This is a genomic window from Kribbella sp. NPDC058245, assembly GCF_042882005.1.
Lineage (GTDB): Bacteria > Actinomycetota > Actinomycetes > Propionibacteriales > Kribbellaceae > Kribbella.
On sequence record NZ_JBHVWY010000010.1, the window covers coordinates 182,433 to 207,043 of the forward strand.

General features: G+C 67.2%; 30 protein-coding genes. 24 read left to right on the forward strand and 6 right to left on the reverse strand.

The annotated features are described in order from the left end of the window. Nucleotides 1-18 precede the first annotated feature (18 nt). From ACFVWG_RS23835 to ACFVWG_RS23850, 4 genes are all read left to right on the forward strand, one after another. Entirely contained in the window at nt 19-672 is a 654-nt protein-coding gene (locus ACFVWG_RS23835) for a TetR/AcrR family transcriptional regulator (protein ID WP_391545582.1), read from the forward strand. Between the two features lie 3 nt (nt 673-675). Next, a complete protein-coding gene (locus ACFVWG_RS23840) occupies nt 676-1,662 on the forward strand; it encodes a Gfo/Idh/MocA family protein (RefSeq protein WP_391545583.1) in 987 nt (328 codons plus the stop codon). A 204-nt stretch (nt 1,663-1,866) separates the two neighbouring features. Further along, nucleotides 1,867-2,013, forward strand: a complete 147-nt coding sequence (locus ACFVWG_RS23845) for a hypothetical protein (protein WP_391545584.1) — start codon at nt 1,867-1,869, stop codon at nt 2,011-2,013. 324 nt (nt 2,014-2,337) lie between these two features. Beyond that, the gene (locus ACFVWG_RS23850; RefSeq protein WP_391545585.1) at nt 2,338-3,585 is read left to right on the forward strand and encodes a tyrosine-type recombinase/integrase; all 1,248 of its coding nucleotides are present in this window, start codon (nt 2,338-2,340) and stop codon (nt 3,583-3,585) included. Between the two features lie 275 nt (nt 3,586-3,860). Here ACFVWG_RS23850 and ACFVWG_RS23855 read toward each other — a convergent pair whose 3' ends face one another. From ACFVWG_RS23855 to ACFVWG_RS23875, 5 genes are all read right to left on the reverse strand, one after another. Then, nucleotides 3,861-4,484 carry a hypothetical protein gene (locus ACFVWG_RS23855; RefSeq protein WP_391545586.1) on the reverse strand — a complete coding sequence of 208 codons (624 nt, stop codon included), beginning with the start codon at nt 4,482-4,484 and terminating at the stop codon, nt 3,861-3,863. Beyond that, the gene (locus tag ACFVWG_RS23860; protein ID WP_391545587.1) at nt 4,484-4,933 is read right to left on the reverse strand and encodes a hypothetical protein; all 450 of its coding nucleotides are present in this window, start codon (nt 4,931-4,933) and stop codon (nt 4,484-4,486) included. The genes ACFVWG_RS23855 and ACFVWG_RS23860 overlap by 1 nt, the downstream gene beginning before the upstream one ends. A gap of 254 nt (nt 4,934-5,187) precedes the next feature. After that, complete coding sequence (locus ACFVWG_RS23865) at nt 5,188-5,562, reverse strand: hypothetical protein (RefSeq protein ID WP_391545588.1); 375 nt, start codon at nt 5,560-5,562, stop codon at nt 5,188-5,190. Beyond that, nucleotides 5,559-5,879, reverse strand: coding sequence for a hypothetical protein (locus ACFVWG_RS23870; RefSeq protein ID WP_391545589.1), 321 nt, complete (start codon nt 5,877-5,879; stop codon nt 5,559-5,561). The genes ACFVWG_RS23865 and ACFVWG_RS23870 overlap by 4 nt, the downstream gene beginning before the upstream one ends. Then, complete coding sequence (locus ACFVWG_RS23875) at nt 5,876-6,106, reverse strand: ribbon-helix-helix protein, CopG family (protein ID WP_391545590.1); 231 nt, start codon at nt 6,104-6,106, stop codon at nt 5,876-5,878. Before ACFVWG_RS23875 ends, ACFVWG_RS23870 begins: the two co-directional genes overlap by 4 nt. A gap of 378 nt (nt 6,107-6,484) precedes the next feature. On the opposite strand from ACFVWG_RS23875, the gene ACFVWG_RS23880 reads away from it, so the two are divergent. From ACFVWG_RS23880 to ACFVWG_RS23905, 6 genes are all read left to right on the forward strand, one after another. Next, nucleotides 6,485-6,715, forward strand: coding sequence for a helix-turn-helix domain-containing protein (locus ACFVWG_RS23880; RefSeq protein WP_391545591.1), 231 nt, complete (start codon nt 6,485-6,487; stop codon nt 6,713-6,715). A 516-nt stretch (nt 6,716-7,231) separates the two neighbouring features. Continuing rightward, nucleotides 7,232-7,579: a restriction endonuclease gene (locus tag ACFVWG_RS23885; RefSeq protein WP_391545592.1), complete on the forward strand. Its 348-nt coding sequence runs from the start codon at nt 7,232-7,234 to the stop codon at nt 7,577-7,579. Then, nucleotides 7,576-7,872, forward strand: a complete 297-nt coding sequence (locus tag ACFVWG_RS23890) for a hypothetical protein (RefSeq protein ID WP_391545593.1) — start codon at nt 7,576-7,578, stop codon at nt 7,870-7,872. The genes ACFVWG_RS23885 and ACFVWG_RS23890 overlap by 4 nt, the downstream gene beginning before the upstream one ends. Nucleotides 7,873-7,928: 56 nt before the next feature. Then, entirely contained in the window at nt 7,929-8,837 is a 909-nt protein-coding gene (locus ACFVWG_RS23895) for a hypothetical protein (protein WP_391545594.1), read from the forward strand. Beyond that, nucleotides 8,834-9,241: a hypothetical protein gene (locus ACFVWG_RS23900; RefSeq protein WP_391545595.1), complete on the forward strand. Its 408-nt coding sequence runs from the start codon at nt 8,834-8,836 to the stop codon at nt 9,239-9,241. Before ACFVWG_RS23895 ends, ACFVWG_RS23900 begins: the two co-directional genes overlap by 4 nt. 229 nt (nt 9,242-9,470) lie before the next feature. Further along, nucleotides 9,471-10,328: a hypothetical protein gene (locus ACFVWG_RS23905; RefSeq protein ID WP_391545596.1), complete on the forward strand. Its 858-nt coding sequence runs from the start codon at nt 9,471-9,473 to the stop codon at nt 10,326-10,328. 119 nt (nt 10,329-10,447) lie between these two features. Here ACFVWG_RS23905 and ACFVWG_RS23910 read toward each other — a convergent pair whose 3' ends face one another. Beyond that, nucleotides 10,448-10,993: a hypothetical protein gene (locus ACFVWG_RS23910; RefSeq protein ID WP_391545597.1), complete on the reverse strand. Its 546-nt coding sequence runs from the start codon at nt 10,991-10,993 to the stop codon at nt 10,448-10,450. Between the two features lie 413 nt (nt 10,994-11,406). Between ACFVWG_RS23910 and ACFVWG_RS23915 the strand changes: the two genes are divergently transcribed. The 14 genes from ACFVWG_RS23915 to ACFVWG_RS23980 all read left to right on the forward strand — a co-directional run bounded on the left by ACFVWG_RS23915 (nt 11,407) and on the right by ACFVWG_RS23980 (nt 24,533). Beyond that, nucleotides 11,407-11,973 (forward strand): bifunctional DNA primase/polymerase, encoded by a 567-nt coding sequence (locus tag ACFVWG_RS23915; protein ID WP_391545598.1) that lies wholly within the window; start codon nt 11,407-11,409, stop codon nt 11,971-11,973. After that, entirely contained in the window at nt 11,970-13,364 is a 1,395-nt protein-coding gene (locus tag ACFVWG_RS23920) for an AAA family ATPase (RefSeq protein ID WP_391545600.1), read from the forward strand. The genes ACFVWG_RS23915 and ACFVWG_RS23920 overlap by 4 nt, the downstream gene beginning before the upstream one ends. Before the next feature lie 341 nt (nt 13,365-13,705). Continuing rightward, on the forward strand, nt 13,706-14,467 hold the full coding sequence (locus ACFVWG_RS23925; protein WP_391545601.1) for a hypothetical protein: 762 nt from the start codon (nt 13,706-13,708) through the stop codon (nt 14,465-14,467). A 70-nt stretch (nt 14,468-14,537) separates the two neighbouring features. After that, a complete protein-coding gene (locus tag ACFVWG_RS23930) occupies nt 14,538-14,822 on the forward strand; it encodes an HNH endonuclease (protein ID WP_391545602.1) in 285 nt (94 codons plus the stop codon). Nucleotides 14,823-14,955: 133 nt separating this feature from the next. Beyond that, a complete protein-coding gene (locus ACFVWG_RS23935; protein ID WP_391545603.1) occupies nt 14,956-15,834 on the forward strand; it encodes a hypothetical protein in 879 nt (292 codons plus the stop codon). 28 nt (nt 15,835-15,862) lie between these two features. Beyond that, nucleotides 15,863-16,153: a hypothetical protein gene (locus ACFVWG_RS23940; RefSeq protein ID WP_391545604.1), complete on the forward strand. Its 291-nt coding sequence runs from the start codon at nt 15,863-15,865 to the stop codon at nt 16,151-16,153. Continuing rightward, a complete protein-coding gene (locus ACFVWG_RS23945) occupies nt 16,150-16,842 on the forward strand; it encodes a ParB/RepB/Spo0J family partition protein (protein ID WP_391545605.1) in 693 nt (230 codons plus the stop codon). The genes ACFVWG_RS23940 and ACFVWG_RS23945 overlap by 4 nt, the downstream gene beginning before the upstream one ends. Beyond that, on the forward strand, nt 16,839-17,888 hold the full coding sequence (locus ACFVWG_RS23950) for a hypothetical protein (protein ID WP_391545606.1): 1,050 nt from the start codon (nt 16,839-16,841) through the stop codon (nt 17,886-17,888). Before ACFVWG_RS23945 ends, ACFVWG_RS23950 begins: the two co-directional genes overlap by 4 nt. Beyond that, on the forward strand, nt 17,885-18,781 hold the full coding sequence (locus tag ACFVWG_RS23955; protein WP_391545607.1) for a hypothetical protein: 897 nt from the start codon (nt 17,885-17,887) through the stop codon (nt 18,779-18,781). Before ACFVWG_RS23950 ends, ACFVWG_RS23955 begins: the two co-directional genes overlap by 4 nt. Beyond that, entirely contained in the window at nt 18,781-19,902 is a 1,122-nt protein-coding gene (locus ACFVWG_RS23960; protein ID WP_391545608.1) for an aspartyl/asparaginyl beta-hydroxylase domain-containing protein, read from the forward strand. Before ACFVWG_RS23955 ends, ACFVWG_RS23960 begins: the two co-directional genes overlap by 1 nt. Continuing rightward, a complete protein-coding gene (locus ACFVWG_RS23965) occupies nt 19,890-20,450 on the forward strand; it encodes a P-loop-containing protein (RefSeq protein ID WP_391545609.1) in 561 nt (186 codons plus the stop codon). The genes ACFVWG_RS23960 and ACFVWG_RS23965 overlap by 13 nt, the downstream gene beginning before the upstream one ends. Beyond that, a complete protein-coding gene (locus ACFVWG_RS23970) occupies nt 20,447-21,058 on the forward strand; it encodes a hypothetical protein (protein WP_391545610.1) in 612 nt (203 codons plus the stop codon). The genes ACFVWG_RS23965 and ACFVWG_RS23970 overlap by 4 nt, the downstream gene beginning before the upstream one ends. Further along, nucleotides 21,058-22,602: a terminase large subunit domain-containing protein gene (locus ACFVWG_RS23975; RefSeq protein WP_391545611.1), complete on the forward strand. Its 1,545-nt coding sequence runs from the start codon at nt 21,058-21,060 to the stop codon at nt 22,600-22,602. Before ACFVWG_RS23970 ends, ACFVWG_RS23975 begins: the two co-directional genes overlap by 1 nt. After that, the gene (locus ACFVWG_RS23980) at nt 22,602-24,533 is read left to right on the forward strand and encodes a phage portal protein (protein WP_391545612.1); all 1,932 of its coding nucleotides are present in this window, start codon (nt 22,602-22,604) and stop codon (nt 24,531-24,533) included. The genes ACFVWG_RS23975 and ACFVWG_RS23980 overlap by 1 nt, the downstream gene beginning before the upstream one ends. The last annotated feature ends 78 nt before the right edge of the window (nt 24,534-24,611 follow it).

Genomic DNA, 24,611 nt, shown 5'->3' on the forward strand with positions numbered 1-24,611 from the left:
CGTGGTATAACTGCTGCCGTGGCGGACGCCGATTCGCAGGGCCCCTTGCCTGTCGAGCTGATGACGAGTCGCCAGCTCGCCCGCAGAGCCCGGCTGATCGAGACCGTGATCGAGCTGGTCGCCGAATCCGGCGCGACCGCGATCCAGATGCGTGACGTGACCGATCGGTCCGGCGTCGCGCTGGGCACGGTTTACCGGTACTTCCGCTCCAAGGACCATCTGCTGGCTGCCGCGCTGACCGAATGGCAGGGGAAAGTCACCCGCCGGATCCTGTCGGTGAAGCGTGACGAGAGCGCGGCTGCGCTGCCGCTGGTGCAGGACTTTCTGCGCCGCGTCCTGCAGGCGTTCGATCGTGCCCCGGGCATGGCCGCGCTCTTGATGCAGATGGCGGTCTCGACCGACCCGGACGTGCGCAAACTCCTCGACCAGAGCGGCACGTCCTACACCGCCGCGTTCGATCACCTGCTCGCGGCCGAAGAAGGTGACGACGTCTACTACATCGGGCTTGCGATCGGGTGTGTTCTGGTCGATGCGATCAACCGCATGTCCAACGGCCAGATCACGCTGAAGCAGGCGCTGACGCAGGTCCAGGGTGTCGCCAAGATCCTGGTGAGCGCGCGGGGCAGGGGCTCCGGATCGTCACCGCTGAAACCGAGTTCTCGGAAGGTCTGAGTCATGAGCAACCTGCTACGCATCGGTGTCCTCGGCGCGGCCCGGATCTCGAAGAACGCCCTCCTCGCTCCGGCCTCGACCAACCGTGACATCGCGGTGACGACGATCGCCGCGCGCGATCCGCAACGCGCCAAGGAGTACGCGGCCAAGCACGGCATCCCGAGGGTCGCCGGGAGCTACGAGGAGCTGGTCGCCGACCCGGAGATCGACGCGGTCTACAACCCGCTGCCCAACGGCCTGCACGGGCGGTGGACTCTCGCGGCGCTCGCGGCGGGCAAGCACGTCCTGTGCGAGAAGCCGTTCGCCGCGAACGCCGACGAGGCCCGCACCGTCGCCGATGCCGCCGCAAAGTCCGGACTGGTCGTGATGGAGGCCTTCCACAACCGCTACCACCCGCTGGCGCAGCGAATGCAGGCGATCGTCGAGTCCGGCGAGCTGGGCAAGCTTCGGCTGGTCGAGGCGAGCTTCTGCTTCCCGTTGCCCAGGTTCAGCGACATCCGCTACAACTTCGACCTTGCCGGTGGCGCGCTGATGGACGCCGGATGCTACGCGGTGCACATCGTCCGTCGGCTGGGCGGCGGCGAGCCGCAGGTCGTCAGCGCCGAGGCGAAAGTGCGCGGCGCGAACATCGACCGGGCCATGAGCGCCGAGTTGCGATTCCCGGCCGGCCACACCGGACGCGTTCAGTGCTCGATGTGGTCGTCCGCGGTGTTCAAGATCAAGGCGCGCGCTGTCGGTGAGCACGGCGAGCTGTCGGTCTTCAATCCCCTCACCGGTCACCGGCTCTCGGTGACCACCAAGGAAGGAAAGCGGGTCGAGCACCTCAGCAAACGGCCCACCTACGCGTATCAGCTGGATGCGTTCGCCGCGGCGGTGTTGCGCGGCGAACCCGTCCTCACACCGCCCGCCGACTCGGTCGCCAACATGACCGTCATCGACTCGATCTACACCGCGGCCGGCCTACCGATCCGTGAACCGTCCGTGAGCTGAAGCGCGGCGTGTCCCCGGACCCTGAGAGCAATCGCAGGTTAATCCGTCCCTGCGTCAACGGCGGTACGACGGCACCCCGGTTGCGCTCGTGAACAATCAGGCCGCGCTCCACCAGCAGCCGGATCGCCGCCCGCACCGCGGCCCGGCGACGAGCCGTAACGCCGGGCCCGCCCATTGCGATACCTCAAGGGGGAGGGGAATCAGGTGGACATCGTTGTAGCAATCATCAGCGGCACGGTGAAACTGACCATCGCGATGATGCAGATCATGGTGAAGCTCGCCATGTTCTGCATCCGCGAAACGCAGCGAGCTATCGGCCAGGCGCAACGCAACAAGGCGCGCAAGCGGTAAGCCAGGGGCAGTGGCTACCACCAGACATAGAGCCGTCCGACTTGACCGGCTCTGTGCGGGATCTGTCCCCGCGTGTTGCTTGGTGGGGCGGGTGGGGCTCGAACCCACGACCCAAGGATTATGAGTCCCCTATGACCCACCGAGATTGAGGTGATGGCCTGGTGCTCAGCGGGGCCAGTTTCGCCAAGCCAGCTTGGCGTTTCCCACCGAGAAGTGTCCCGCTGAGCCCGTGGATTGCCGTGCGTCCGGGGTTATAAATGGGGACAAATCTGGGGATAGGATTGGGGCTATAGGCAACCACCTATCACCAGAGGAGCGAACCTCATGACCAACAAGAACACTGCACGTCGGCGCAAGGGGGAGGGCAGCATTGGCCGCCTTCACGACCATGCCACGTGCCCGCCGGTCGGGCCGGATCGCAAGCGTCCGGAGCACCGGTGCCAGGGGCGGTACCGAGCCCGCATCTGGGTCGAGACCATCACTGGTCAGCGGACCCGGCCGACTGCGTACGGCAAGACCGAGGCCGAGGCGGTGACCAAACTTAAGCAGCTCATCGCCCAGGACGTCACGAAGACAGTCACCGAGGGGCGTATGACCGTCGGTCAGTGGCTACAACCGGACCCCGAGGATGGCGTGGAGAACTATTGGACGCTTGCGGTCGGCGGGTGGAAGGTCAATACCCGCAAGGGAGTGCGGTCGAAGACGAACACCTACATCATTCCGGCGCTGGGGCGTGTCCGGCTGGACAAGGTGACGCCGGTGCACGTGCAGAAGCTGTACGACTCAATGCGTCAGCGCGGCCTGGCTGAGGCGACCGTTCGTGGGGTGCACATGATCCTGTTGCGGGCGTTCAAGATCGCGGTACGGCTTGGTCTGATGGTGCGGAACGTCTGTGAGCTCCTGGACGCTCCTGGGACCGTGACCAACAAGCGGCCGCCGCTGTCGGTGGCCCAGGCATGGGCCGTGCTTCGGCTCTGTGGATCCAATCCAAGGTTCTGGCTGGCCCTGCTCAACGGCATCCGCCAAGGCGAGGCGCTGGGCATGCGCTGGATGGACCTGAACCTGGAAGTCGACCCAGAGGTGGGCGTGCCGCACCTGGTCATCAGGCAGGCATTGTCGTGGGACGAGAGCCACAAGCCTGTCTTCGATACCCCCAAGTCAGCGGAGTCCACGGATCGGATCGTGCCGTTGCTGGCCCCGGTCGTCGAACGGCTGCGGCTGCACCATGCCGCTGAGGTTGCGGCGGGGCGGGGCAAGCCGGAGGACCTGGTGTTCCCCAACCCGAAGACCGGCCGTCCGATGGACAACAGGCTCGATTGGACGATGTGGTCGGCTCTGCTGGTGCTGGCTGGAGTCGATCACGTCGCGCTGCACGCAGCTCGTAACACCACGGCCGCTCTGCTCGAGAACGCCGGGGTGCCCGACCGGGTGGTGGCCGCGATTCTCGGGCACGCGACGGTACAGCAGACCCATCGCTACCAGGCCGACAATACGGCGGCGCTCGTTGACGCTACGGAGAGGCTGGGACTGTACATGGACAATCAGCAGATGAGCTTCCCGGTGGCTTCGTAGCCGGCACTCGACGGCAGTCTCCGTCAACGAGTAAGGCCCGGCCTGGGGTAACCCCAGGCCGGGCCCTTTGCTTGTCCGGAGCGTGGACTATCCGGTCATGAGGAAGCCCCCACAGGGGCCCAGAGGAGCGAACCACTAGACAAACCCCGTGGGGGCTTCGTGACTCACTGTAGACCCTGCCTTCGGGGGCGGTCAGTACCGGGTCAGTCCTCGGACGCGGCCTCGCCCCCGCTGACCGTCGCCGCTGCTGTCCTCCTGCACGATCACGCAGCGCCTCACGACGGGGACTCCACGATGTTCTGCCCGGCCGCGCGCCGTTCGCGGTACACGCCGTGAGGGTCGCCGTTGTCGCGCGCCCACATGAACCCATCCGTCACCGAGGCGAAGTGGTCGTGATCTTTGAGGACGTGGACCGATAGAACGGGGTACGGACCCTGTCCGCAGGCAGGGCAGGTGGTACCCAAGGCATCGCGCAAGCTGTTGAAGCCGTGCTTCTTGACGTGTGGGGCGAAGCCAGACTTCGTGTAGTCCATGGGGCACCACAGGCAGTCCATGTCCCTCTCGGCGTTGGCTGGCCTTCCTTGCCTCACCCCGAAGAGCTGGTCCGCAGTTGTCTGCTTAGCTCTGCCGACCTTGGCCGAGCCCCGCTTGTGGTTCTTGCCGGCCTCGAACGGCGTCCCGAACTCCCTGACCACGACGCGCATTTCGTCCCTGTTCAAGCAGTCCGGCCCTGTGTCACATGCGTCGCAGAGATCTGCCGTCATGAGCTTCGGTTCGTCCCCGGCCACAATGCGTGGGGTGCCTGGCACTGGCGGATCGTGGCGCGGCATGAAGTCATCGAGTTCCGCGCCGAGCTTCACACCGTCGCACAGCCTGCGCTGGATGATCTGGAGCGCCATCAGGCGGCCTCCTCGTCGGCGACATAGATGACCCGGCCGGGGTTCGCGTAGAACTCATCGGCGTACAGCTCGTCGACGAGGTCTTCCCAGATCGCCTGGCTGCCCTTCTCCAGCAGGTAAGGGATGCCGTTCACATCGCGGTACTCGATCACCCAGTGATCGTCCAGTCGCCGCAGGCCACGACTCCGCTTCCCGAGCGAGATGACTTGGTGGTCGGCAGAACGCCGGTTCGTGCAGTCAGGGCACCGCTCGACGATCTTGACGCGGGTGCCTGGTCGGTTGATGTCTTTGCCGTAGGCGATGCTGTGAAACCTCTTCCAGTGGTGACGCTTCCGCCGTCGGCAAAGCTTCTGTCCTGCGCTCCACTTCTTGGCGCGCTCCCGAGTCTTGTCGGGGTCACCGGGTAGGTCCTCCACTGCGACGGGCTTCAACAGTTGTGGTTTTGCCATGTCGTTGCACTCCTCTGGTGCAGATGCTGTTGCTGTGGCCGGTCCCCGGGGGTGCCCGGAGACCGGCCTTGGTGCTGGTGGTTATCGCCAGTGGCCGAGGCCGGTGCGGCAGCGGGAGCAGACCGTGGCGCCGTTGCAGCGCTTGTCGGGGTCATGTCCGGCTATCCGGCAGATCACCGCTGCTGCTCGGTCGGCCCATCGCTCACGATCGGTTGTCCGCACTCCAGGCAGGCGGTGCCGTGGGGGCGGTCGCTTCATGACGACATCTCCGTCAGCCTTCCGGCGATCCGGTCGGCCACGACCAGCAATGCGTCGCCGTCGCGCTTGATCGCTAGGACATCGGAGCCGCGGAAGATCTCACCGCTGGTTCGGCAGTAGTCCATGATCACCATCGCGGCGGCCTGAGTCGTTTCAACGAGATACGTCGTGCCTCGTCCGAGTTTGCGTACCTCGGCCGCACGTAGCGCTTCGCTGGCTTGCCTGGTCGCGAGGTTGCTCCGGTCGTAGGTGTCAGGATCTTCGTACAGCGAAGAGCCTTCGATGACGGCCATGGCCTGCCCGCCGATGTTGAACTTCACGGAAACCGGCGAGTTGGTCCGGACGTTCACGGCATCAGCAGGCGCGCTCATCGCTCGACCCGGCGCGGCTCGCCGGTCATGTGCTCGCTGAGGGCTGCCCCCAATCGCCGTACCGCCTGCGCGGCTTCGGCGAAGTCAGATTCCCCACGTGGCCACAGCTTGGTGGCGCGCGGCGCAAGTGAGCCCCACTTGCCTGCGTGGATGAGCTCTCCGCAAGAGCCACAGGCAACCCAGTCACCAGGCGACATGTTGGCTGGTGCAACCTCAAAGGGTGCGGCGGGGATGATCCACTCGATGGTGGACGAGATGCAGAAGTCGCAGGGCCTTTCTGGAGTGTTGAGGGGTTCGGGATTCTCTGTTTCAGTCACTTCGGTTCGCTCCTCTGTGATGGTGCTGCGGGGGATCCTCCCCGCTTGGGCACCGCGCCAGAACGTCGCCGTACTTGGCGTTCCGTCTCTTCCACGTACTGCCGCAGTGCAACGCGGATGATATGGGACACGCTTGGATCACCGCGCTTCAAGACGGCTCTCTGTGCGGCCTGCCACAGGTCGTCCGCCACCCGTATGTTTCGCACCGGTTCGCGGTTGTCACCCACGACACCTCCTTATCTGCAAGGGTTTCTTGACCATATGGTGACTCTGACCCTCCAGCTCCTTATAAGGACTTAAGGTCGTTGCCGTTGGCCCCGACTGCTTGAGGAACGACAGTAACTCGCAGCGTGCCTCACTGGTACTTACCTTGTATAGCTGGGTAATTACCGGGTCTTGGGATCGCTGGTGAACGCCGACTAACGTGCGTGATGTCCCCACCGGCCAATCGGGGGAGGGCCGAGACGTAACCCCCACTACCCCCTCAGTGGTCTCGGCCTTCCGGCCGGTGGGGACCACAAAGCAACAGATCCAGCCACTGCCTCAGCAACTGCATCTGCCCGAGCTTGGACCGAAACTCCTTCGAGCTAAGGCTTGTGATGCCCATGCCCTCGGCAACGACCCTGCCCAAGAACGAGAAGTCACCCGAACAGGGCGACCCGATCTTCGTGTCGACCAAGGAGACGGCCCGCATCTTGGGTCTGTCTCGCAATCACGTCTACGAAATGCTCGATGAGGGCCTCATTGAGTCCCGGTACATCGGCCGTCGTCGTTTAGTGGTGATGGTCTCGCTGCGCGAGTTCATTGCCGGCCTGCCGACGGAGCGTGGCCGATGATTGGCCACAACTTGCCTCGCGGGGGCGGCGAGAGACGAGTAGGTCAAGCCGAACCGGCAGGCCCGCTTGAACCTGCCGTACGTCGAACGTTCCAAAGAGCCCGCCGTGCCTGCCATCACCCCCGTCTCATGAGCAGTCCATCTTGGTCGCTGGTCAGGTGCCAATCAAGACTTTCCGCCTGTAAAAACATGCAAACGGCTATTTTGTTGAAGCGGTTCCATCGCGCTCCGATGCGTATCGACGCGTTCGAAAACAGAGAGTTTGCGGGCTACGACCGTCCGTGCTGGCGGTGGGCTCCATGAGCGCGACGCTGGTGGCAACGTCTGACCCGCTGCGCTGTACCTGCCGGTTCATGACGACGCGGACGCGACGCGGACACGAGTGGGTGTTCCGGCGTGACCCGCGCTGCCCGGTGCATCAGCCGAAGTAGCTGCTCCGCATCCGTCCCCAGGTTCCTGCCGGCCTCGAATGTGCCGGTCGGGGATCCCTTCGCTCATGCCTTCTCGGAGGTTTCCTATGGCCCAGTACCACCGTGGCCGAGCGTTCGAGCACACCGTGCGTGCTCAGCTCGTTGCCGACGGCTACGACGTGATCCGGTCCGCTGGCAGCAAGACCAAGATCGACCTTGTCGCCTTCAAGACCGCCCAAGTCCTTCTCATCCAGTGCAAGCTCGACGGCCGTTGTTCTCCGGCCGAACGCGTGGCCCTACTGCGTGTCTCGGCCCTGCTGCCGAACTACGCCGTACCGCTGGTCGCCTGGAAGCGGCCCGGAGTGTCGGGCTGCCACTTCTGGCGGCTGACCGGGGCCGAGCATCAGCAGCGTGAGCCGTGGTCGCCGGATGCGCTGGCGGAGATGGGGTCGTGACTGATCCCGCGCAGTCCTTCGCCCGCGCCACCTACGACGTGCTGATGGTGATGCATGACCGCCAGCTCCCGGCCCCGCTGTCGCTGCACTGGTCGCCGTACCTGAACCACCTCAGCCTTCAGGTCCAGCCGGGTGACTTCCTGCGCTGGCTCGACGCCCTGACCGAGTCCTACCGGACCGCCCACGTGAGGGAAGGTCAGACGCATCACCGCGCAAGCGGCAAGCTCCGCGGTGCACCCGAGGTGGCCATTGACCTGACCACGGTCACCAAGCCCAGGCGGGCGGTCGCGTGAGCGCGCCGTGCCCTCCTGGGGCGGAAATCGGCCGGGACCGTTGGGGCCGCCCGCTCGTGACTCCGGTCGGTGGCGGCAAGGCCGTCGCCTACACCCGGTGCACGACGTTCGTCGGGTCGATCGAAGACACCTACAACCTGAGCAAGTGGCAGCAGCGCATGGTTGCCCTTGGCCTGTCGGACCGCAGTGACCTTCAGCTCGCGGTTGCCGCGCACCGCGAGGACAAGTCCAAGCTCAACGCGATCTGTGAAGACGCGATCGAGGCGGCCCGGGGCCACGCGGCAGCCACCACCGGTACGGCGCTGCACGCGATCACCGAGACCCACGACCGGGGCAACCCGGTAGGGACGCTGCCCGCCGACGCTCAGGCCGATCTGGACGCGTACGTCATGGCCACGAAGGCGCTCAAGCCGCTGCACATTGAGCAGTTCATGGTCCAGGATCCGCTCAAGGTCGGCGGCACGCCTGACCGGATTAGCCGCTACGTCGACGGCAAGCGCTACGTGACCGACCTCAAGACCGGGTCGCTGGACTTCGGCTTCCTCAAGATCGCCGCCCAGCTGGCCGTGTACGCCCGGTCGCTGCCGTATGACGTGGAGACCGGCAAGCGGCTGGAGCCGCACGGGGCGGAGGTCGACAAGGGAATCGTCATCCACCTTCCTGCCGGCTCGGCGACCTGCACCCTCTATTGGGTCGACCTGCTGGCCGGGTGGGAGGTCGTGCGGCTGTGCAAGCAGGTCCGTGAGAAGCGGTCGCTGCCAGCCAAGTCGGTGTTCTCGCCGATCGGCGGACCCAATGCCGTACCGCTCCCGGCCGCCGCTCCGACTCTGCCGGAGCTGGTCACCGCAGCCAAGACCCCCGATGACGTGCGCGCGCTGTGGCGTGCCCACGCAACCGACTGGACCGACGAGCTGACCGAGCTCGCCAGAACCCGAATCACCCAACTCGAAGGAGCCACCGCATGAGCAACTACTGCCCGCCCGCAGAGCCGTCAGGCATCTCCTACAACGACCTGATGGGAGCCCTGCTCCTGATCAAGGTCCACAGCGTCGAGGTCGACGTACCGACCGCGTTCTCCGTGCCCGGCCAGCGCAACCCGGCAATCCGTGGAGACCTGACCGTGCTCGACGGGGCGCAGGCCGGGGAGAAGTACGAAGACGCCCTGATCTTCCCGAAGGTCCTGCAAGGCCAGCTCAAGTCCCGCGTCGGCCAGCTCGTACTGGGCCGCCTCGGGCAAGGCGTCGCCAAGCGGGGGCAGTCTGCACCGTGGCGGCTCGACCCCGCGACGACCGCTGACGAGGCCATCGCCGATGCCCACCTCCGCCAGGTGTCTCCTCCGGCCGGCACCGGCGCGGAGCCCCCGTTCTGATGAGCGCCGAGACAGGAACGTGCAGCTGCGAATGGGAGACCGACGAGCGGGGCGAAACGGGAGATCGCCCGCTGTTCGTTGACCCGAGCTGCCCCATCCACGGCGAACCGTCGTAGCCCGAACTCCGGCAGTGGGGCGGTGGGGAACACCACCGCCCCGCACTGCTCGACCGCCCGGCAACCGGCCTTCATCGCCGTACCGGGCAACTACCTGCAACGGAAGGATATCCATGCTCGCAACCCACACCCCCCAGCCCACGAAGGTCTTCCCGCCGGTTACGGTGGTCAGCTCCGATGAGCTGACGGCCGAGGTCCGCACGATCAGCCCATCGGAGGCTGCACTGATGCTGAAGCGCCACGTCAACAACCGGCCCCTCAAGGACCGGATCGTGGCCGCCTATGCCCGGGACATGAAGAAGGGCCGCTGGCAGCTCACCGGCGAGGCGATCAAGTTCAACACCAGGGGCGAGCTCGACGACGGGCGGCACCGGCTAAAGGCGCTCATCCGCGCCGATGTTCCCGTCAAGCTGCTGGTCGTCTGTGGAGTGCCACCGCAGGCGCAAGCGGTGATGGACTCCGGCGTCAAGCGATCCGCCAATGACCAAGTGGCGATGGCCGGGATCAAGAACGCCTCGATCCTCACCGCAGCCGCGCGCCTAGCGCTGTCCGAGCCGGGCGCGGGCTACGTCACCGACGAGCAGCGCCTCACCACCCCGACGAACAGCGAGATTGTCAGCTTCCTCGAAGGGCAGCCCACGATCCACCGTGCGGCCGAGGTCGCCCGCAGCTATTATCCGGCCATCGACGGTCAGCCGTCCGTGCTGTGTATCGCCTGGCTGCGCATGTCGCAGATCGACGCCGAGGACTGCGCCCTGTTCTTCCACTCGGTGGCGAACATGACTACCGACGGCCCCGGAGATCCACGCCTGGCACTCGCACGCCGGTTGCAGAATCTGCGCCGCGAGGGCACCCGCCGCAACGGCCCAATGCTGCTCGGGCTCGTGTACCGGGCGTGGAACGCGTGGCGTAAGGGCAAGCAGCTCTCGACGCTTCCGGTTGCGGCGAGCATCCCTGACAAGCTGGTGTGAGCGGTGAGGCATACGCCGCGCTCGACGCCAGCGCCACCGACAAGGGACCGTTCAGCAACTCCCTCGAAGGCCACGCGTGGATTGGGCGGTGGTGACACCTGCACCAATGACTCTGCTCGTCACGATCCCACTCGAGCATCCGTTCGATCACGAGGGTCAAGTCTGGCGATGGTGCGGCGCAGTAGGGCGAAGCGAGCACGTCTGCGGCGCAATGCAAAGCGTGGCAACGCAAGCTCGCTACGCATTGCATCGACCAAGTCGTCCATAGCGACTCCGAACTTCTTCCGCATGACCTTCGAACTCAGCTTCTCGGAGGTCCGGAGCATGTCTAGCGCCTCATCGAAGAACGGCACCATGGAATTGAGAGCTTTAACGACCTTGGGACCGGCATACAGCTGCACGCCTGTCGCGGCCACGCCGAATCGTTCGACGATCCGGTCCTCAACTTCGTCGCTCAGGGCGACAAAATCCTCGTCGTCGCGACCTCGGAGGTGGAACCTGATGTCGATCATCAAGCTGGTTAGGCCTTCAAATATGCCTTCTAGGCGCGCGTGCTGTCGAGCCTCACGGGAAGCGTTGCGACCGCCGAGGAACGTCCCCACGATGCCAGCCACACCAACGACCGCAGCCGCCGTTCCGTTGGCGAGGTCTGTCCAGTCACTCATTTGCTCTCCCGACATTCGGCGTAGCGAGTACGACGATCATGCCGGGATCGCGGTTCCACCGGCACCCCTTGCGGCGAGCGTTGCGCCAAGCCAGCTTCAGCCTCTCGAAGACTCAATGGGCGAAACCGACCGGGGCCCACCTGAGGACGGCTGCCTGATCCTGCTGGTCGGACTGTCCGGGGAAGACCCCAGCCGAGTGGCTGCCGGGGGACTGGCTGCAGCTCGGGTGGCAGTACCGCTGCACCGAGTACCGCAAGGACCGGCAACCCCCGCGCCCGTCCCCAGCAAACCCCTGGTCAGCTGCCACCGTTCCGCGAAGACTGAACCGCCACTCCTGCACCTGAAACAGCACCTGCACCAGCTCTAGCACCAGCGCGCCCCCAAGGACGCCGACCGCTGGAGGAACAGTGCAAGTGAACGACACGTCGATACTCGAGGCCCTTCAGCGGGGCGACACCGCTACCGCGCTCGGGATCGCTGACGAGCTGGACCGGATGCCCCCGGCTCCGCGCGCCAGCATCCTGGGCGCGGCCCTGTGGTACGGCGAACGCGGCCTCCGCGTCTTCCCGATCAGCCCACGCTCGAAGAAGCCCTACCTCGACACCCACGGTCTGCACGATGCGACCTCCGATGCCGGCCGCATCCGCGCAGCCTTCGAAACCAAGCCGAACGCCAACATCGCGATCGCGACCGGGCACCGCGTGGATGTCATCGACTTCGACGGCCTCGAAGCCCACCTCGCGTGGGGACGCACCTACCCGACCTGGGCCGAGGCCGGCATCGAACCGCTCGCGATCGTGTCCACGCCCCGGCCCGGAGGAATGCACGTCTACGTCACTGCCACCGGCGAAGGCAACTACGCCGGAATGCTGCCCGGCGTGGATTATCGCGGCCTCGGCGGCTACGTCGTCGTACCGCCGTCCATCACCGCGGCCGGTACCTACGACTTCCTCCAGCCCCTGCCCGAGGTGCTTTCGTGACGGCCGACAACCGGCCCGTGTTCCTCCAGCAGCTCCGACCGCGCCACGAGCCCAGGCAAGCCGCCACTGTAACCGCCGCACCCGGTACGGCGTCGGCCTACGCGAACCGGGCCTTCACTGACGAGCTGGAGAAGCTGGCCAGCGCCACGCCCGGCACCCGCAACCACACCCTCAACACCTGCGCGTTCAACCTCGCCCAGCTCGTCCACGCCGGTCACCTTGACCAGCTCGCCACCTACGGTGCGCTCTACCAAATGGCGACCGCGATCGGACTCACTCCGCACGAGACCACCGCCACCCTCGCCTCAGCGTTCCGGTCCGCCCCGCCTCGTGCCGTCGCCGAACTCAACACCGACACCCCCGACGCGTCCGTCTACACGCCACCGGAAACCGACGACGACACCGGCCAGGACCCGCAGCCGCCGACGCTGTTCGAGCAGTTCCCGCCGCTGGACTGGCACGCACTGTGGGAAGACGACAGCGAAGAAGAGTGGATCATCCAGCCGATCCTGCCCGCGCGCCGACTCGTCGCGCTGTTCTCGGCACCGAAGGTCGGCAAGAGCCTGCTGCTGCTTGAACTCGCCGTCGCGATCTCACGGGGCGAACCCGTGCTCGGTACGACGATCGACCGGCCCCGGCGCGTGCTCTATGTGGACTTCGAGAACGACCCGCGCGGAGACGTCCGGACCCGGCTCATCGCCATGCACCGCAAACCCGACGACCTCGACAACCTGATCTATCTGAGCTTCCCGATCCTGCCCGGCCTCGACACCAAAACCGGCGCGCTGTACCTGCTCGGGCTGTGCCAGCTGCACGAGGCCGAAGTGGTCGTCATCGACACCATCTCCCGCGCGGTCCAAGGCGAGGAGAACGAGAACGACACCTGGCTCGGGTTCTACCGCCACACCGGCCTTGCCCTCAAGCAGGCCGGGATAGCGAGCATCCGTCTCGACCACACCGGCAAGGACCCGGCCAAGGGCATGCGCGGCGGGAGCGCGAAGTACGGCGACGTTGACGCCGTTTGGTCCATGACCGCGATCTCCGACACCACCTTGAAGTTGGAGTGCACCGCCAACCGGATGCCGATCACGGAGAAGGTGCTGGTCCTGGAGCGCCACGCCGACCCGCTACGCCACGAGGTCAGAGCGCACGTCGGCCAGGCGATCGTTGCGGCCCGGCACGGCCAGGTCATAGCCCACGTCGACGAGCTGTTCGGACCCGCAACCCGGGTCGGTAAAGGCACCGACATCAGCTTCAACGCCGTCGACAAAGCCCTACGCGCCGAGGGCAAAGGCGTCAGCCGCAACACCCTCGCCGATGCCCTGATCGAGCGCGATCTGCGCTTCGGCATCACGACCTTCCACTACGCCGACGAGGAGGACGACAGGTGATATCGCGACCATGCTCCGGATACCACCCTCGATACCACCTAGGTGATATCGAAGCCGATACCAGTATCCGGCCTTTGCGCAGGTCAGAGGTGATATCCGCCCCCGGATACCAGTTTGATACCGGTGCCTCCGTAGGTGGTATCGGAGTTCCGCCGCCCTATAGGGCGAAACCCGATACCGGGCACTGCCGGCGTGGCGATACCGGCCGCGTCGTACCGCGACGCCACCTCGACCAGTGCACCGACAACGACGGCTGCCCGGGATGCCTTCCATGCCCGGAAACGCATTGCCAGATCTGCCACCGGACCCACGCCCCGGCCACGTGCCCGGAGTGCGTAGCCATGGCTCGGAGCAACCTCGCCGCTATCCGCCAGCTCACGGCCCGGCTACCTGAGGAAGCGCACGGAGGGCAGCACGCCTACAAGATCCACGAGGGCATCCCGGGCGGTGACGCGCTCGTGCTCAACTCCCCGGCTGCTGCCCTGCGTGGCCGCGTTGGACCCGTGCCCCAGCCCGCTCCGGAGCTGCCGAACGACCCGACTCCTGTGCTGGACGTACTCGTGTACTGGGAGGAGAGCTGGCGCGAACACAGCGACCAGCCCACCGGACTGCAACCGACAGTGGATCGCGTCGCGGACTACCTCGACCGCGAGTTGCACCGGATGGCTGAGACTCCGGCGTTCGCTGAGCTGTCCGCAGATCTGGCGCGGACTGTGCGGCAGCTTGAGAACGTGCTGCACGACGGTGTCCGTCCGGACGTGTCACGCGTTCCGTGCTGGGACTGCGGGGCACGGCTGGTGAAGGTCTTCGCCGCTCAGGCCCGTCACGATCGCTGGGTCTGTCCACGCTGCCGCGAGGTGTACGACCAGGGTCGCTACGAGCGAGCCAAGTACGACCACCTCGCCAGCCAAGGCGCAGCGCGGTACGTCGCGGTATCGGATGCGATCGCGGCGACGGGTCGGCCAGAGCAGACGGTGCGGGGCTGGATGCGAACCGGTGCGGTGGCCAGCCAGCGGGACCCGGCGTCTGGCCGGTTGCAGGTGTGGTGGCCGGACGTACGCGCCCAGCACCTTGCCGCAGGCAACAGAACAAGGGGTTCGTGATGAGCCGCGAAGTGTGCTTACATAGGAGCTGCGCGGTTCCGCGTACCCAAAAACCCTTGTGGATAAGGGAATGACGGGATCAGCGGGACGCGCGGGGCGCAGGTGGCTGAGGCTCGCAGCTGAGGTGCGAGCCCGCCGCAGACCCTGCTGCCGGTGCGGGCAGCGCATTGATTACCGGCTTGAGTGGCCAGATCCTCACAGCTTCTCGGTAGATCACTATCCCTACCCTCTGTCCACGCACCCGCACCTTGCCGAAGACCCGGCCAACCTCGCTGCCGCTCACCTGCGCTGCAACCAAGCCGCAGGCAACAAGGCACCGCTGCCAGGAATCGGCACGACCTCAGAGCACTGGTGACACCTCCGCGCGCCGTGGCCTAGGGGCGTCGGGATCGCAGAAGCGTCGAGCTGGCGGGTGACTCCCCGGTGAGTCAACCATCCCCCCCTCGCACCCCACCCCCCGATCACGAGCGCGCGGAGGAGGTCGACGCATGCCCAGTACGCCGTACCAGGGATTCCCCTACCCGGCACTGTCCGACGCAGCCAACGGCCCGGTCGCGTTCCAGAATCTGGCCCAGGCCATTGAGAAGCGCGTCGTACAGATCTACGTCGACGCCGCCGAACGTGCCGCGAAGGTCACCACGCCCGCTGCGGGCATGGTCTGCTACCTCACCGTCCTGGGCGTCTTCGAGTACTACGATGGGTCCGCGTGGGTCGCACTGCGACCGCTCACGAACGCGACCTTCACCCAATCCGTCGCTGGCGTCGGCAACTTCATCAAGCCGACCAGCCCGTTCGCCCGGCTCCACATCGTGGAGCTGTGGGGACCGGGCGGCGCAGGCGGAGGCGGCCAAGGAGCCGGGGTCGGAACGTCCGAAGGCGGAGGCGGCGGGGCTGGCGCGTACGTGCGACGGATCTACGCCGACAGCGAGCTCGCCGCCTCCGAGCCGTTCCTCATCGGCGCTGGCGGTACGCCCGTGGCCGGTGGCGACGGCAACCCCGGCAGCGCGGCCAGCACCTTCAAGGCGCTCAGTGCCGGGGCCGGGCAAGGCGGCCGACTGATGATCTCGTCCAACGTCGACACCGGCTCAAACCACGGCGCGGGAGGCATCGCCTCCGGAGGCCACATCAACGCCAACGGCGGTGACGGCGGCAAGGGCCGCCGCATTGGCGGCACCTGCTGCTTCACCGGCCGTGGAGGCGCAGCCCCCAACGGCGGCGGCGAAGTCGCCTTCCCGAACTTCGGTGCCGGACCGGGTGCCCCAGGCAACAGCCCCGGAGGCGGCGGCACGGGCGGATTCGCCTCCAGCACCAACCACCCCGGAGGCGCTGGCGCTGCCGGAAAGCTCCTCGTCACCTCCATCTACTGACCCCCGCCCGAGCACAGGAGGTTCGCCCATGACGCTGCTGGACCAGGGCCAGCTAGCCCATCTGCAAGGCTTCCGGGATCGCGTCCTCGTCGCCGCGATGCAGGCCGCCGTTGCAGTGGCTTCCGAGCCGTCGAGCGGAGACAGCCGCAAGGACAACCTGCGCGCCACGCTCGCCACGAACGTGCTCAACGACCCGTTGGGCCACGTCGACCGGTTCGCGTGGGCTGTCGTCCAGAACACCGCCGTCAACTTCATCAGCGCTGACGGCGACATCCAGTACACCGTGAACTCGCTGTGGGACGGGATGGCAGGCGTATGACCAACATCCCCGAATCCCTCGCCGCCCTCGCGGTCCCGATCAAGGACCTGATGCCGTACGGACGCAACCCGCGCCGGGGCAACGTCGCGGTCATCCAAGAGAGCCTGGCCGAGCACGGCCAGTACCGGCCGGTCGTGGTCCGGCGCGGAACCAACGAGGTCCTGGCCGGAAACCACACGCTGTTCGCCGCGCGTGAGCTCGGCTGGGACCAGCTGGCCGCGACCTACGTCGACGTGGACGACGAGCAGGCCGCGCGGATCGTGCTGGTCGACAACCGCGCCGCCGACATGGGCAGCTACGACGACGCCGACTTGCTCGAGATTCTGAAGGAACTGGACGCCACCGACGCTGGGCTCGGCGCCACCGGCTACGCCGATGACGACCTGGACGACCTGGTCGCGCTGCTGTCGGAGAAGGAGCCGACCGTTCCGGCCGGCACCGAGTCTCCGGACAAGGACAACGCGTGGGAGTCCACGGACCTGAAGGAGTACGCCGAGCGCTACGAGGAGCAGGGCCGCCGCCTGATCGTCCTCGACTACGACCGCTCGACGTATGCCCGGGTAACCGCTGGCATGGACCAGCTGCGCACGAAGTACGGCGAGGAATCCAACTCCGCAGCCGTCGCCGCACACCTGGCCGCGCTGTTCCCGCAGGCAACCGCCGACGCGACGGAGCCCATCAGCGCATGACCGAGGTCGAGCGCATCCCGGTCACACGGGTGATGACGCCGGAGCAGGCCAGCGAGCTCGTCGGCACGAAGGTCCCTAACGTCGAGCCCACATTCCGCGGTGCCGCGCTGTTCTACGACAGCGAGACCGGCCAACCGATCATGGGGCACCTGGCCATGCCCGACCTGGCCCGGTTCCGCCGCGTCATCCAGGCCATCGGCTGGGGCAGCTCGAACGACAACTACCGCGCCGCCTCCGGCAACCGGAACAAGTCGTGGACCTTCGGCTACCGGCCGCGCAAGCCGATGATGCGCAACGAAGGCTGCGTGCTGACCAGCTTCGGCCGCGACAACCCCGAAGCCCACGCCTACCTCGCGCGGTACGCCGACGTTCTTGCCGGCCAGCTCGGCAAGGCGTTCCCCGAGATCGAGGTGATGGGCCGCGACGTCATCCAGCAGGTACTGCCGGACTGGCGTCTGACCGAAGCCAGCCTCTGGACGTCCGGCGTGATCAACAAGGAATCGTCGCTGCCGTACCACCGCGACGGCAACAACTTCGATGCCTGGTCGGTGATGCCCGTGGTCCGGCGCGGTGTCCGGGGCGGGCACCTGCACGTGCCCGAGTACGACATGGTCGTGCCGTGCCGCGACGGATACACGGTGATGTTCTTCGGGAAGCGGATCGTCCACGGAGTCACGCCGATGACCAAGCTCACCGCGGACGGCTACCGGGTCTCGGTCGTGTACTACGCGCTACGTGGCCTGAAGGACTGCCACAGCTTCGCCGAGGAGACCGCCTACGCGGCCCGCCGCCGTACCGAACGCGAAACCGAGCTCGGCCGCAAGGCCGGTGATCCGGACGAGCCGGACCCGGTGCGCGTCTTGAACGAGTCCTCACGTCCCGCGCCGGGTGGAGCCGCCCGGTTCAGCACCGGCAAGCACGGTGACCGGGGCCGCGTCATGACCTACGAGGTCTACGACCCCCGGCCGGGCGATCGCGACGACAGCAAGCCGCGCGGCGGTGGAGAACCGAAGATGGTCAGGCCTGGCCGCTGGCGGCAGATGTGAGAGACGAAGCGACCCTTGCCGACCTGGCCGAGTTCGCCCGGCTGGAGTGGGCCTCGCGCGACGTGGAGCCGTGGGCCGACCTGATCGCGCACCTGCACCTGTCCGGCACGCTGGACGAGGAACAAGCGCTGTGGGTGCTGTACCTGTACAACGCCTACGACGACTTCGGATCGGCCTGGACCGCGTTCAGCCGCTGGCCGTCGCCGCACGCGTGGGCGACCGCGCGGGACCGTGACGACGCTGCGGATCTGCCGATCATGACCGAGCGCCGCAACCTGTACGCCGGGAAGATGTTGCTCCGCCACACCTCCTACACCGGATTCGTTGCCGGAGGCACGCAAGCCGAGTGGCTGCGCAGCGCCCTCGACGGGCCGGACCGCGAACGCAACTGGAACCGCATGCTCACCTTCACCCGCCAGGTCTGGGGCGTGGGACGGCAAGCAAGCTTCGAATGGACCGAATTCGTGGCGAAGGTGACCGGCTGGCCGCTCGATGCGCCGGACGGCTGCCTGTGGGAGTCCAGCGGACCCCGCGAATCCCTGCAACGCCTGTACGGCAACCTCAAACCGAACCGGGCCTGGCTGGAGCGGGCCGCCGAGCTGTCCCGCGCAGAACTGCACGCAGCCGGGGTGCCACTCAAGTGGGTCGACTACGAGACCGTCATCTGCGACTTCAACGTCATGCGCAAAGGCCGCTACTACGTCGGCCAGCACCTGGCCGCGCTGCGCGCCGAGATCGACTCCGCGCCAGCCGCCGACCGGCCGGTGCTGCTGGACGCCTGGCACGCCGTCATCCCCGAGCCGTGGAGCGCGATTGCGCCCGGCGTGGACAAGACGCTACGCGGCGTCTACCGGCGCACCGGAACCATCCTCGACGCAGCGGGAGACGCCTGATGACCGTGACCCTGGACCAGCGCACCGAGACCGCTCGGGAGGCCGCTCGGTTCCTCCAGCAGTACTCAAAGCGGTACGCCGCCGGAGCCTTCGCGACCCCGACCGCCAAGGAACTGGCTGCCTCGCCGCAGATGGTGCGCGACTGGCGAGCAGGCGAGCACCGCACCCTCGGTGTCGTGAAGGTGCTGGGCCGCGACAGCAAGCGCAAGGACTTCACCGGCCGTGAGTTCTTGCTGCCCAAGGGCGCGTCCGTCATCACCCATCTCGCCAGAACTCCCGGCGCGCCGGTGCCCGACTTCGACCGCTTCGACTACGTCATGGGCTACGTCGAAGACACTGAGCTCGCTGCCGGCCTCGCGAGCCAGGGCCGACCCTTGAAGACGTGGCGGATCACGTCCGCCTCGGAAGTCATCGGCGTGTGGTCGCGCCCAGGTGATATCGACGGGCTGGCTGCGGCCGACCTGATGACGGTGACCAGCCTGCCCGGCTTCACGGTCGCGCCGTCCGACCAGCAGGCGATCTTGGCCGAGCTGGACTCGGTGAACCAGTGGCACGACGACTTCCCCTACTACAGCGACGGCTCCTGGTCGGCGGTCAGCCTGCGCGGTTTCAAGACCGATGACCCCCGCTGGGGCATCAAGCCCTCGGAGATGCCACGGAGCTGGCAGAACGAGCACCCCGAGTCAGCCGCCTACCGCTGTGACTGGACGGTGTTGGCCGACCAGACCCCGTGCATCCGCGAGCTGGTGGAGTCGGTGGACTGGTGGGACCGGCTCGAACGGGTCCGGCTGCTGCGCATGGCCGGGCGTGGAGGCAAGGGCGGAAAGCTCGGCCGCCACACCGACATTACCGACCGCAACGCAGGCACCCGCGACGGGCAGATCGTCCGGTTCCACATCCCGTTGATCACTAACCCGGCGATCAAGATGCACTCCTGGAACCTGTCCGGTCGCGAGATCGCGACGCACCTTCAGCCGTGGCGCTGCTACTACCTCGACGCCCGCAAGCCGCACGCCGTGGTGAACCCGACCGGCGTGGACCGCGTGCACCTGGTGGTCGACGTGGTCTCCAGCCCGAAGGTCCGGGCGGCTATTGCCGGGTCGACGCCGTGCGACGCCTGATCTACCTGGTCGGTCCGCCCGGCTCGGGCAAGTCCACGCTGATGGGCGCTTTGATCCCTCCGGTGTGGCTGCGGGTGTTCCGCGACGACCAGCGGATGCCCCGCGACGAGCTGTTCCACGCCGACCGGCTGATCGGGGCCGAACTCGGCCGTCACCGTGCCAGCTTCTCCGGCACCGACGCCCTGGCCATGAACATCCATCCGCACGCGCTGCGCTGGATCGCCACCTCCCATCACCCCCTGGTGCTCGGCGAAGGGCAGCGGCTGGGCACTCGGAGGTTTCTCGAGGCCGCTCGGGATTCCGGTCGGATGGTCGATCTGGTGTGGCTCGACGTTCCGGACCAGATCTGCCGGCTGCGACGCCAAGCGCGGGGTTCACGTCAGAACCCGCAGTGGGTGAAGGCCGCCACCACCCGCGCCGCTCGACTGGCTGAAGCGGCTGCCGACATGCCCGGGGTGCGGTTGCACCGCATCCGCGACCACGGCGCGACCCACGACATCGCGGTACGGCTGGCCGCTGATCTGAGGCTGACGGAGGTGAACTGGTGAAGAAGGTGACCGGTGACCCGGAGCTCGCGACGAAGGTGCTCAACCTGCGCCGGGGCGGGGTTCAGTTCGACCTGATCGCCGATCAGCTCGGCCTGACTCCGCAGGCCGCGAAGGCACTGTTCGATCAGGCCCTGTCGGCCCAAGACCCGGAGTTCCAGCGTGCGCTGGAGGCTGACCGGCTGGACCGGCTGCACGCCGCGTTGTGGCCGCGCGCGGTCAAGGGCGAGCTGGACGCGGTTGACCGGGTGCTGCGGATCAGCGAGCGCCGCGAGAAGGTCGCAGCCGTCCCCAAGACCAACGAGCACGCCATGCGTGACGCGTTCGACCAGTCCGCCAAGACCAGCGCGGAAGTGAACCCTGGCTGGGATGCCGGTCTGGTCGAAGCGGGCCGCAAGATCGCTGACCGGGTGGACGAAGCGGTAGCTACCGGCGAAGGCCAGGAGCTGACCAAGGCGCTGTATCTCGTGCCGCACATGCTGAACGTGCTGCGGGAGATGCTGGCGACCCCGGCCAGCCGCGCCAGCGCCCACGGCCCGGCACCGGCCGCGCCCAAAGACGGCAAGCTCGCCCAGCTGCGCGCGATCCAGGGCGCGAAGCGCTCCAGCTGATGCTGCTGGGGTGCGAGGAGCCTCGCATCTACACGCCGCCGCTGCGGCCCCTCACGCGGGAGACCTCGCTCGGTTTCAGCGTGATCGAGTTCGCCGAAGGCGTGCTGGAGATCGAGCTGCTGCCGTGGCAGCGGTGGCTGCTGATTCACATGCTGGAGCTGCGCACTGACGGCACGCTCCGGTTCCGCACTGTCGTGGTGCTGATCGCTCGGCAGAACGGCAAGTCGACGCTCAGCCAGATCATCGCGCTGTGGTTCATGTACGTGTACGGCGTCCCGCTGGTCATCGGCACCGCGCAAGACCTCGACGTTGCTGAGGAGATCTGGCAGGGCGCGGTCGACCTCGTTGAGGAGACCCCGGAACTCGACGCGCTGAAACAGCACGTTATCCGGGTCAACGGCAAGAAGTCGCTGGTTCTCACAACCGGTGAGCGGTACAAGGTCAAGGCCGCGAACCGGCGTGCCGGGCGGGGCCTGACCGGTGACCTCGTGCTCCTCGACGAGCTACGCGAGCACCAGTCCTGGGACGCGTGGGGTGCGATCACCAAGACCACCATGGCCCGCGCCATGGCGCTCATCCTCGCGATGAGCAACGCCGGAGACTCCACCTCGATCGTGCTGCGGTACCTGCGGAAGATGGCGCATCTCGCGCTCGGTGACCCGGACGGCATCAACCGCGAAGACGAAGATCTCCGGCCGGCAGAAGAAGAAGCCACCCTCGCGGACGATGACGACTCCCTCGCGATCTTCGAATGGTCTGCCGCGCCCGGTTCGGAGCTGCGCGACCGGACAGCCTGGGCCCAGGCAAACCCGTCACTGGGCCACACGATCACCGAACGCACCATCACCTCGGCGGCCCGGACCGACCCGGAGTGGATCTTCCGCACCGAGGTTCTGTGCCAATGGTCGGACGGAACCCTGGAAGGACCGTTCCCTCCAGGTGCGTGGGAGGCCAGCGCCGACCCGGACAGCTCCCGCGCCACGAACGCCACCGTTGCACTGGGCGTCGATGTCTCGTGGGACCGGGCCTATGCCTATGTCGCGCTGGCAACGGTGCGCCCGGACGGGCTGTACCACGTCGAGCTGATCGCGCGGCGTGCCGGGACCGAGTGGCTGGCGGACTGGCTGACGTCCCCGGAGCGGTCAGCCGACGTCCGCGGAGCACCCGTCGCGTTGCAGGCCCGGGGCGCTCCTGTGTCTGGACTGGCTGCCGCGCTGACCGAAGCCGGAGTTCAAGTCGTCCCGTGGGGCGGCGGAGACCTCGGCGGTGCGGCCGGTGCCTTCTACGACCGGGTCCGCGCCGCCGTAGGCGAAGGCGACATCTCCATCGGTTTACGGCATCGCGATCAGCCGGCACTGAACCTCGCCGCCGCAACCGCCTCCACCCGCCCTGTCGGTGACGCGTGGGTGTGGGACCGGCGCGGATCACCTACCGACGTATCCCCGCTGGTCGCGGTGACAGCCGCGCTGTGGTGCCTGACCGACGGCATGCCCGAACCGCCCCCGGTGAGTGCCTACGAGGCCGCGAGATTGGAGGTCTTCTGATGGGTCTGTTCGACCGGTTCCGGAAGACCCAAGCCGTCGCGACCTGGCCCGGCACACCCGGTGACTGGTACGGCGCATGGCGCCTGTCGGCCGACGAGTACCAGCGAATCTTGGGCTTGTCGCCAGCGGAGATGTGGCGCACGCAGCCCTACCTGCGCACAGTCGTGACGTTCCTGGCCCGCAACATCGCCCAACTCGGCCTGCACGCCTTCCAGCGCGTTGACGACGTCGACCGCCGCCGCATCCGCGACGGCGTAGGCCAGGTGCTTGCCCGCCCGAACCGGGGCACCACCAGCTACGAGCTGATCTACGGACTCGTGGCCGACCTGGCGCTGTACGACAAGGCGTACTGGCTGACCAGCTCCGACCCGGAACAGCCGCTGTCGCGGCTACCGGTCGGCTGGGTGACGTCGTGGGGCGGGGATGCGCTCGGCCCGGAGCTGTACCGGGTGCGGGTCAACGACAAGGGCGAGACCGTCGACGTCCCCGCCGCGAACATTCTCGAATTCCATGGCTGGTCCCCGCTCGCGCTGGCGGTCGGCTCCTCGCCGGTCGCGGCGCTGCGCGAAATCCTGGCCGAGCAGGTCCAGGCCGCGCGGTACCGCGAATCGGTGTGGCAGCGCGGCGGCAAGGTCGGCTCGGTCCTGTCCCGTCCGGCCGGTGCGCCGCTGTGGTCCGACGAGGCTCGCAAACAGTTCAAGCTCGACTGGGAAGCCCGCTACAGCGGGCAAGGCCCTGGTGTTGGCGGGACGCCGCTACTTGAAGACGGCATGACCTTGAACCGGGTGGACTTCTCGGCTCACGAGATGCAGTTCATCGAAGGGGCCCGGCTGGCACTGAACACCGTGGCATCCGTCTACCACATCAACCCGACCATGATCGGGCTGCTCGACAACGCCAACTACAGCAACGTGCGCGAGTTCCGCCGGATGCTCTACGGCGACACCCTCGGCCCGATCCTGGCCCAGATCGAAGACCGCCTCAACGCGTTCCTCGTCCCGCGCTTCGACTCCCGGCCGGACGTGTATTTGGAGTTCAACATCGAAGAGAAGCTGCAAGGCAGCTTCGAGGAGCAGACCCAAGCACTGCAATCCAGCGTCGGCCGTCCGTGGATGAGCGCCAACGAGGCCAGGGCGCTGCGCAATATGCCGGCCGTCGACGACGGAGACGGACTCGTCGTTCCGCTCAACGTTCTTGTGGGAGGGCAAGCGTCCCCGCGCGACTCCGCACCCGACCAACCGGCCGCAGCGTCCGCAAAGCCCACCCCCGCCAAGAGAAACCTGATCCTGCTGAAGGCCGCGGTGACGGATCGCCAAGCCGACCAAGTGGCCGCCGTACTGCGCCGGTTCTTCGAGCGGCAGCGCTCCGCGGACCAGTACGGGCGCGGCGGCGACTGGGACACCGACCGCTGGAACCGTGAGCTCGCAGACGACCTGCACCGGGTGGCGCTGTCGGTGTCGGGGACGCTCGGCAAGGCCGAAGCCCAAGCGCTCGGGTACAGCGAAGACGACTACAACCCCGAAGCCACCGTGAACTTCCTCGCGGCGGTCATGGCCCAGCGCGCCGAGAACATCAACACCACCACCCGCGACCAGATCGAGGCCGCAATCCTCGACCCCGAAGGCGACCCCGCGAACGTCTACGCCACTGCGGTGGACAGCCGGGCGGCCGGGATCGCGGTCGGGTTGGCGACCTGGCTGGCCGGATTCGCCAGCCAGGAAGCAGCCGGGCAGATCGCCCGCGTCAACGATGTCGAGCCGTCCAAGACCTGGGTGACCGGGTCGAACGCCCGGCCCGAGCATGCCCGCCTCGACGGCGAGACCGTCGCGCTGGACGGCAGGTTCTCCAACGGCCTGAAGTGGCCCGGCGACGCGGACGGCGACGCCGACGACGTTGCCGGCTGCAACTGCTTGCTGCAAATCAACCTCTGACACCCCTCGCCCGGGGAGCTGCGGCACGCGTCCGCGACCCCCTCCAGCCCTCGGGCTGGCGCGCCGTGCCGCGTGGCC

Coding starts and splice junctions, on each gene's coding strand:
- ACFVWG_RS23945 (WP_391545605.1), top strand. CDS start 16,150: ATGACCAACATCCCCGAATCCCTCGCCGCCCTCGCGGTCCCGATCAAG.
- ACFVWG_RS23850 (WP_391545585.1), top strand. CDS start 2,338: ATGACCAACAAGAACACTGCACGTCGGCGCAAGGGGGAGGGCAGCATT.
- ACFVWG_RS23980 (WP_391545612.1), top strand. CDS start 22,602: ATGGGTCTGTTCGACCGGTTCCGGAAGACCCAAGCCGTCGCGACCTGG.
- ACFVWG_RS23930 (WP_391545602.1), top strand. CDS start 14,538: ATGACGGGATCAGCGGGACGCGCGGGGCGCAGGTGGCTGAGGCTCGCA.
- ACFVWG_RS23840 (WP_391545583.1), top strand. CDS start 676: ATGAGCAACCTGCTACGCATCGGTGTCCTCGGCGCGGCCCGGATCTCG.
- ACFVWG_RS23885 (WP_391545592.1), top strand. CDS start 7,232: ATGGCCCAGTACCACCGTGGCCGAGCGTTCGAGCACACCGTGCGTGCT.
- ACFVWG_RS23975 (WP_391545611.1), top strand. CDS start 21,058: ATGCTGCTGGGGTGCGAGGAGCCTCGCATCTACACGCCGCCGCTGCGG.
- ACFVWG_RS23950 (WP_391545606.1), top strand. CDS start 16,839: ATGACCGAGGTCGAGCGCATCCCGGTCACACGGGTGATGACGCCGGAG.
- ACFVWG_RS23925 (WP_391545601.1), top strand. CDS start 13,706: ATGGCTCGGAGCAACCTCGCCGCTATCCGCCAGCTCACGGCCCGGCTA.
- ACFVWG_RS23935 (WP_391545603.1), top strand. CDS start 14,956: ATGCCCAGTACGCCGTACCAGGGATTCCCCTACCCGGCACTGTCCGAC.
- ACFVWG_RS23910 (WP_391545597.1), bottom strand. CDS start 10,993: ATGAGTGACTGGACAGACCTCGCCAACGGAACGGCGGCTGCGGTCGTT.
- ACFVWG_RS23855 (WP_391545586.1), bottom strand. CDS start 4,484: ATGGCGCTCCAGATCATCCAGCGCAGGCTGTGCGACGGTGTGAAGCTC.
- ACFVWG_RS23865 (WP_391545588.1), bottom strand. CDS start 5,562: ATGAGCGCGCCTGCTGATGCCGTGAACGTCCGGACCAACTCGCCGGTT.
- ACFVWG_RS23940 (WP_391545604.1), top strand. CDS start 15,863: ATGACGCTGCTGGACCAGGGCCAGCTAGCCCATCTGCAAGGCTTCCGG.
- ACFVWG_RS23880 (WP_391545591.1), top strand. CDS start 6,485: ATGCCCTCGGCAACGACCCTGCCCAAGAACGAGAAGTCACCCGAACAG.
- ACFVWG_RS23860 (WP_391545587.1), bottom strand. CDS start 4,933: ATGGCAAAACCACAACTGTTGAAGCCCGTCGCAGTGGAGGACCTACCC.
- ACFVWG_RS23960 (WP_391545608.1), top strand. CDS start 18,781: ATGACCGTGACCCTGGACCAGCGCACCGAGACCGCTCGGGAGGCCGCT.
- ACFVWG_RS23900 (WP_391545595.1), top strand. CDS start 8,834: ATGAGCAACTACTGCCCGCCCGCAGAGCCGTCAGGCATCTCCTACAAC.
- ACFVWG_RS23905 (WP_391545596.1), top strand. CDS start 9,471: ATGCTCGCAACCCACACCCCCCAGCCCACGAAGGTCTTCCCGCCGGTT.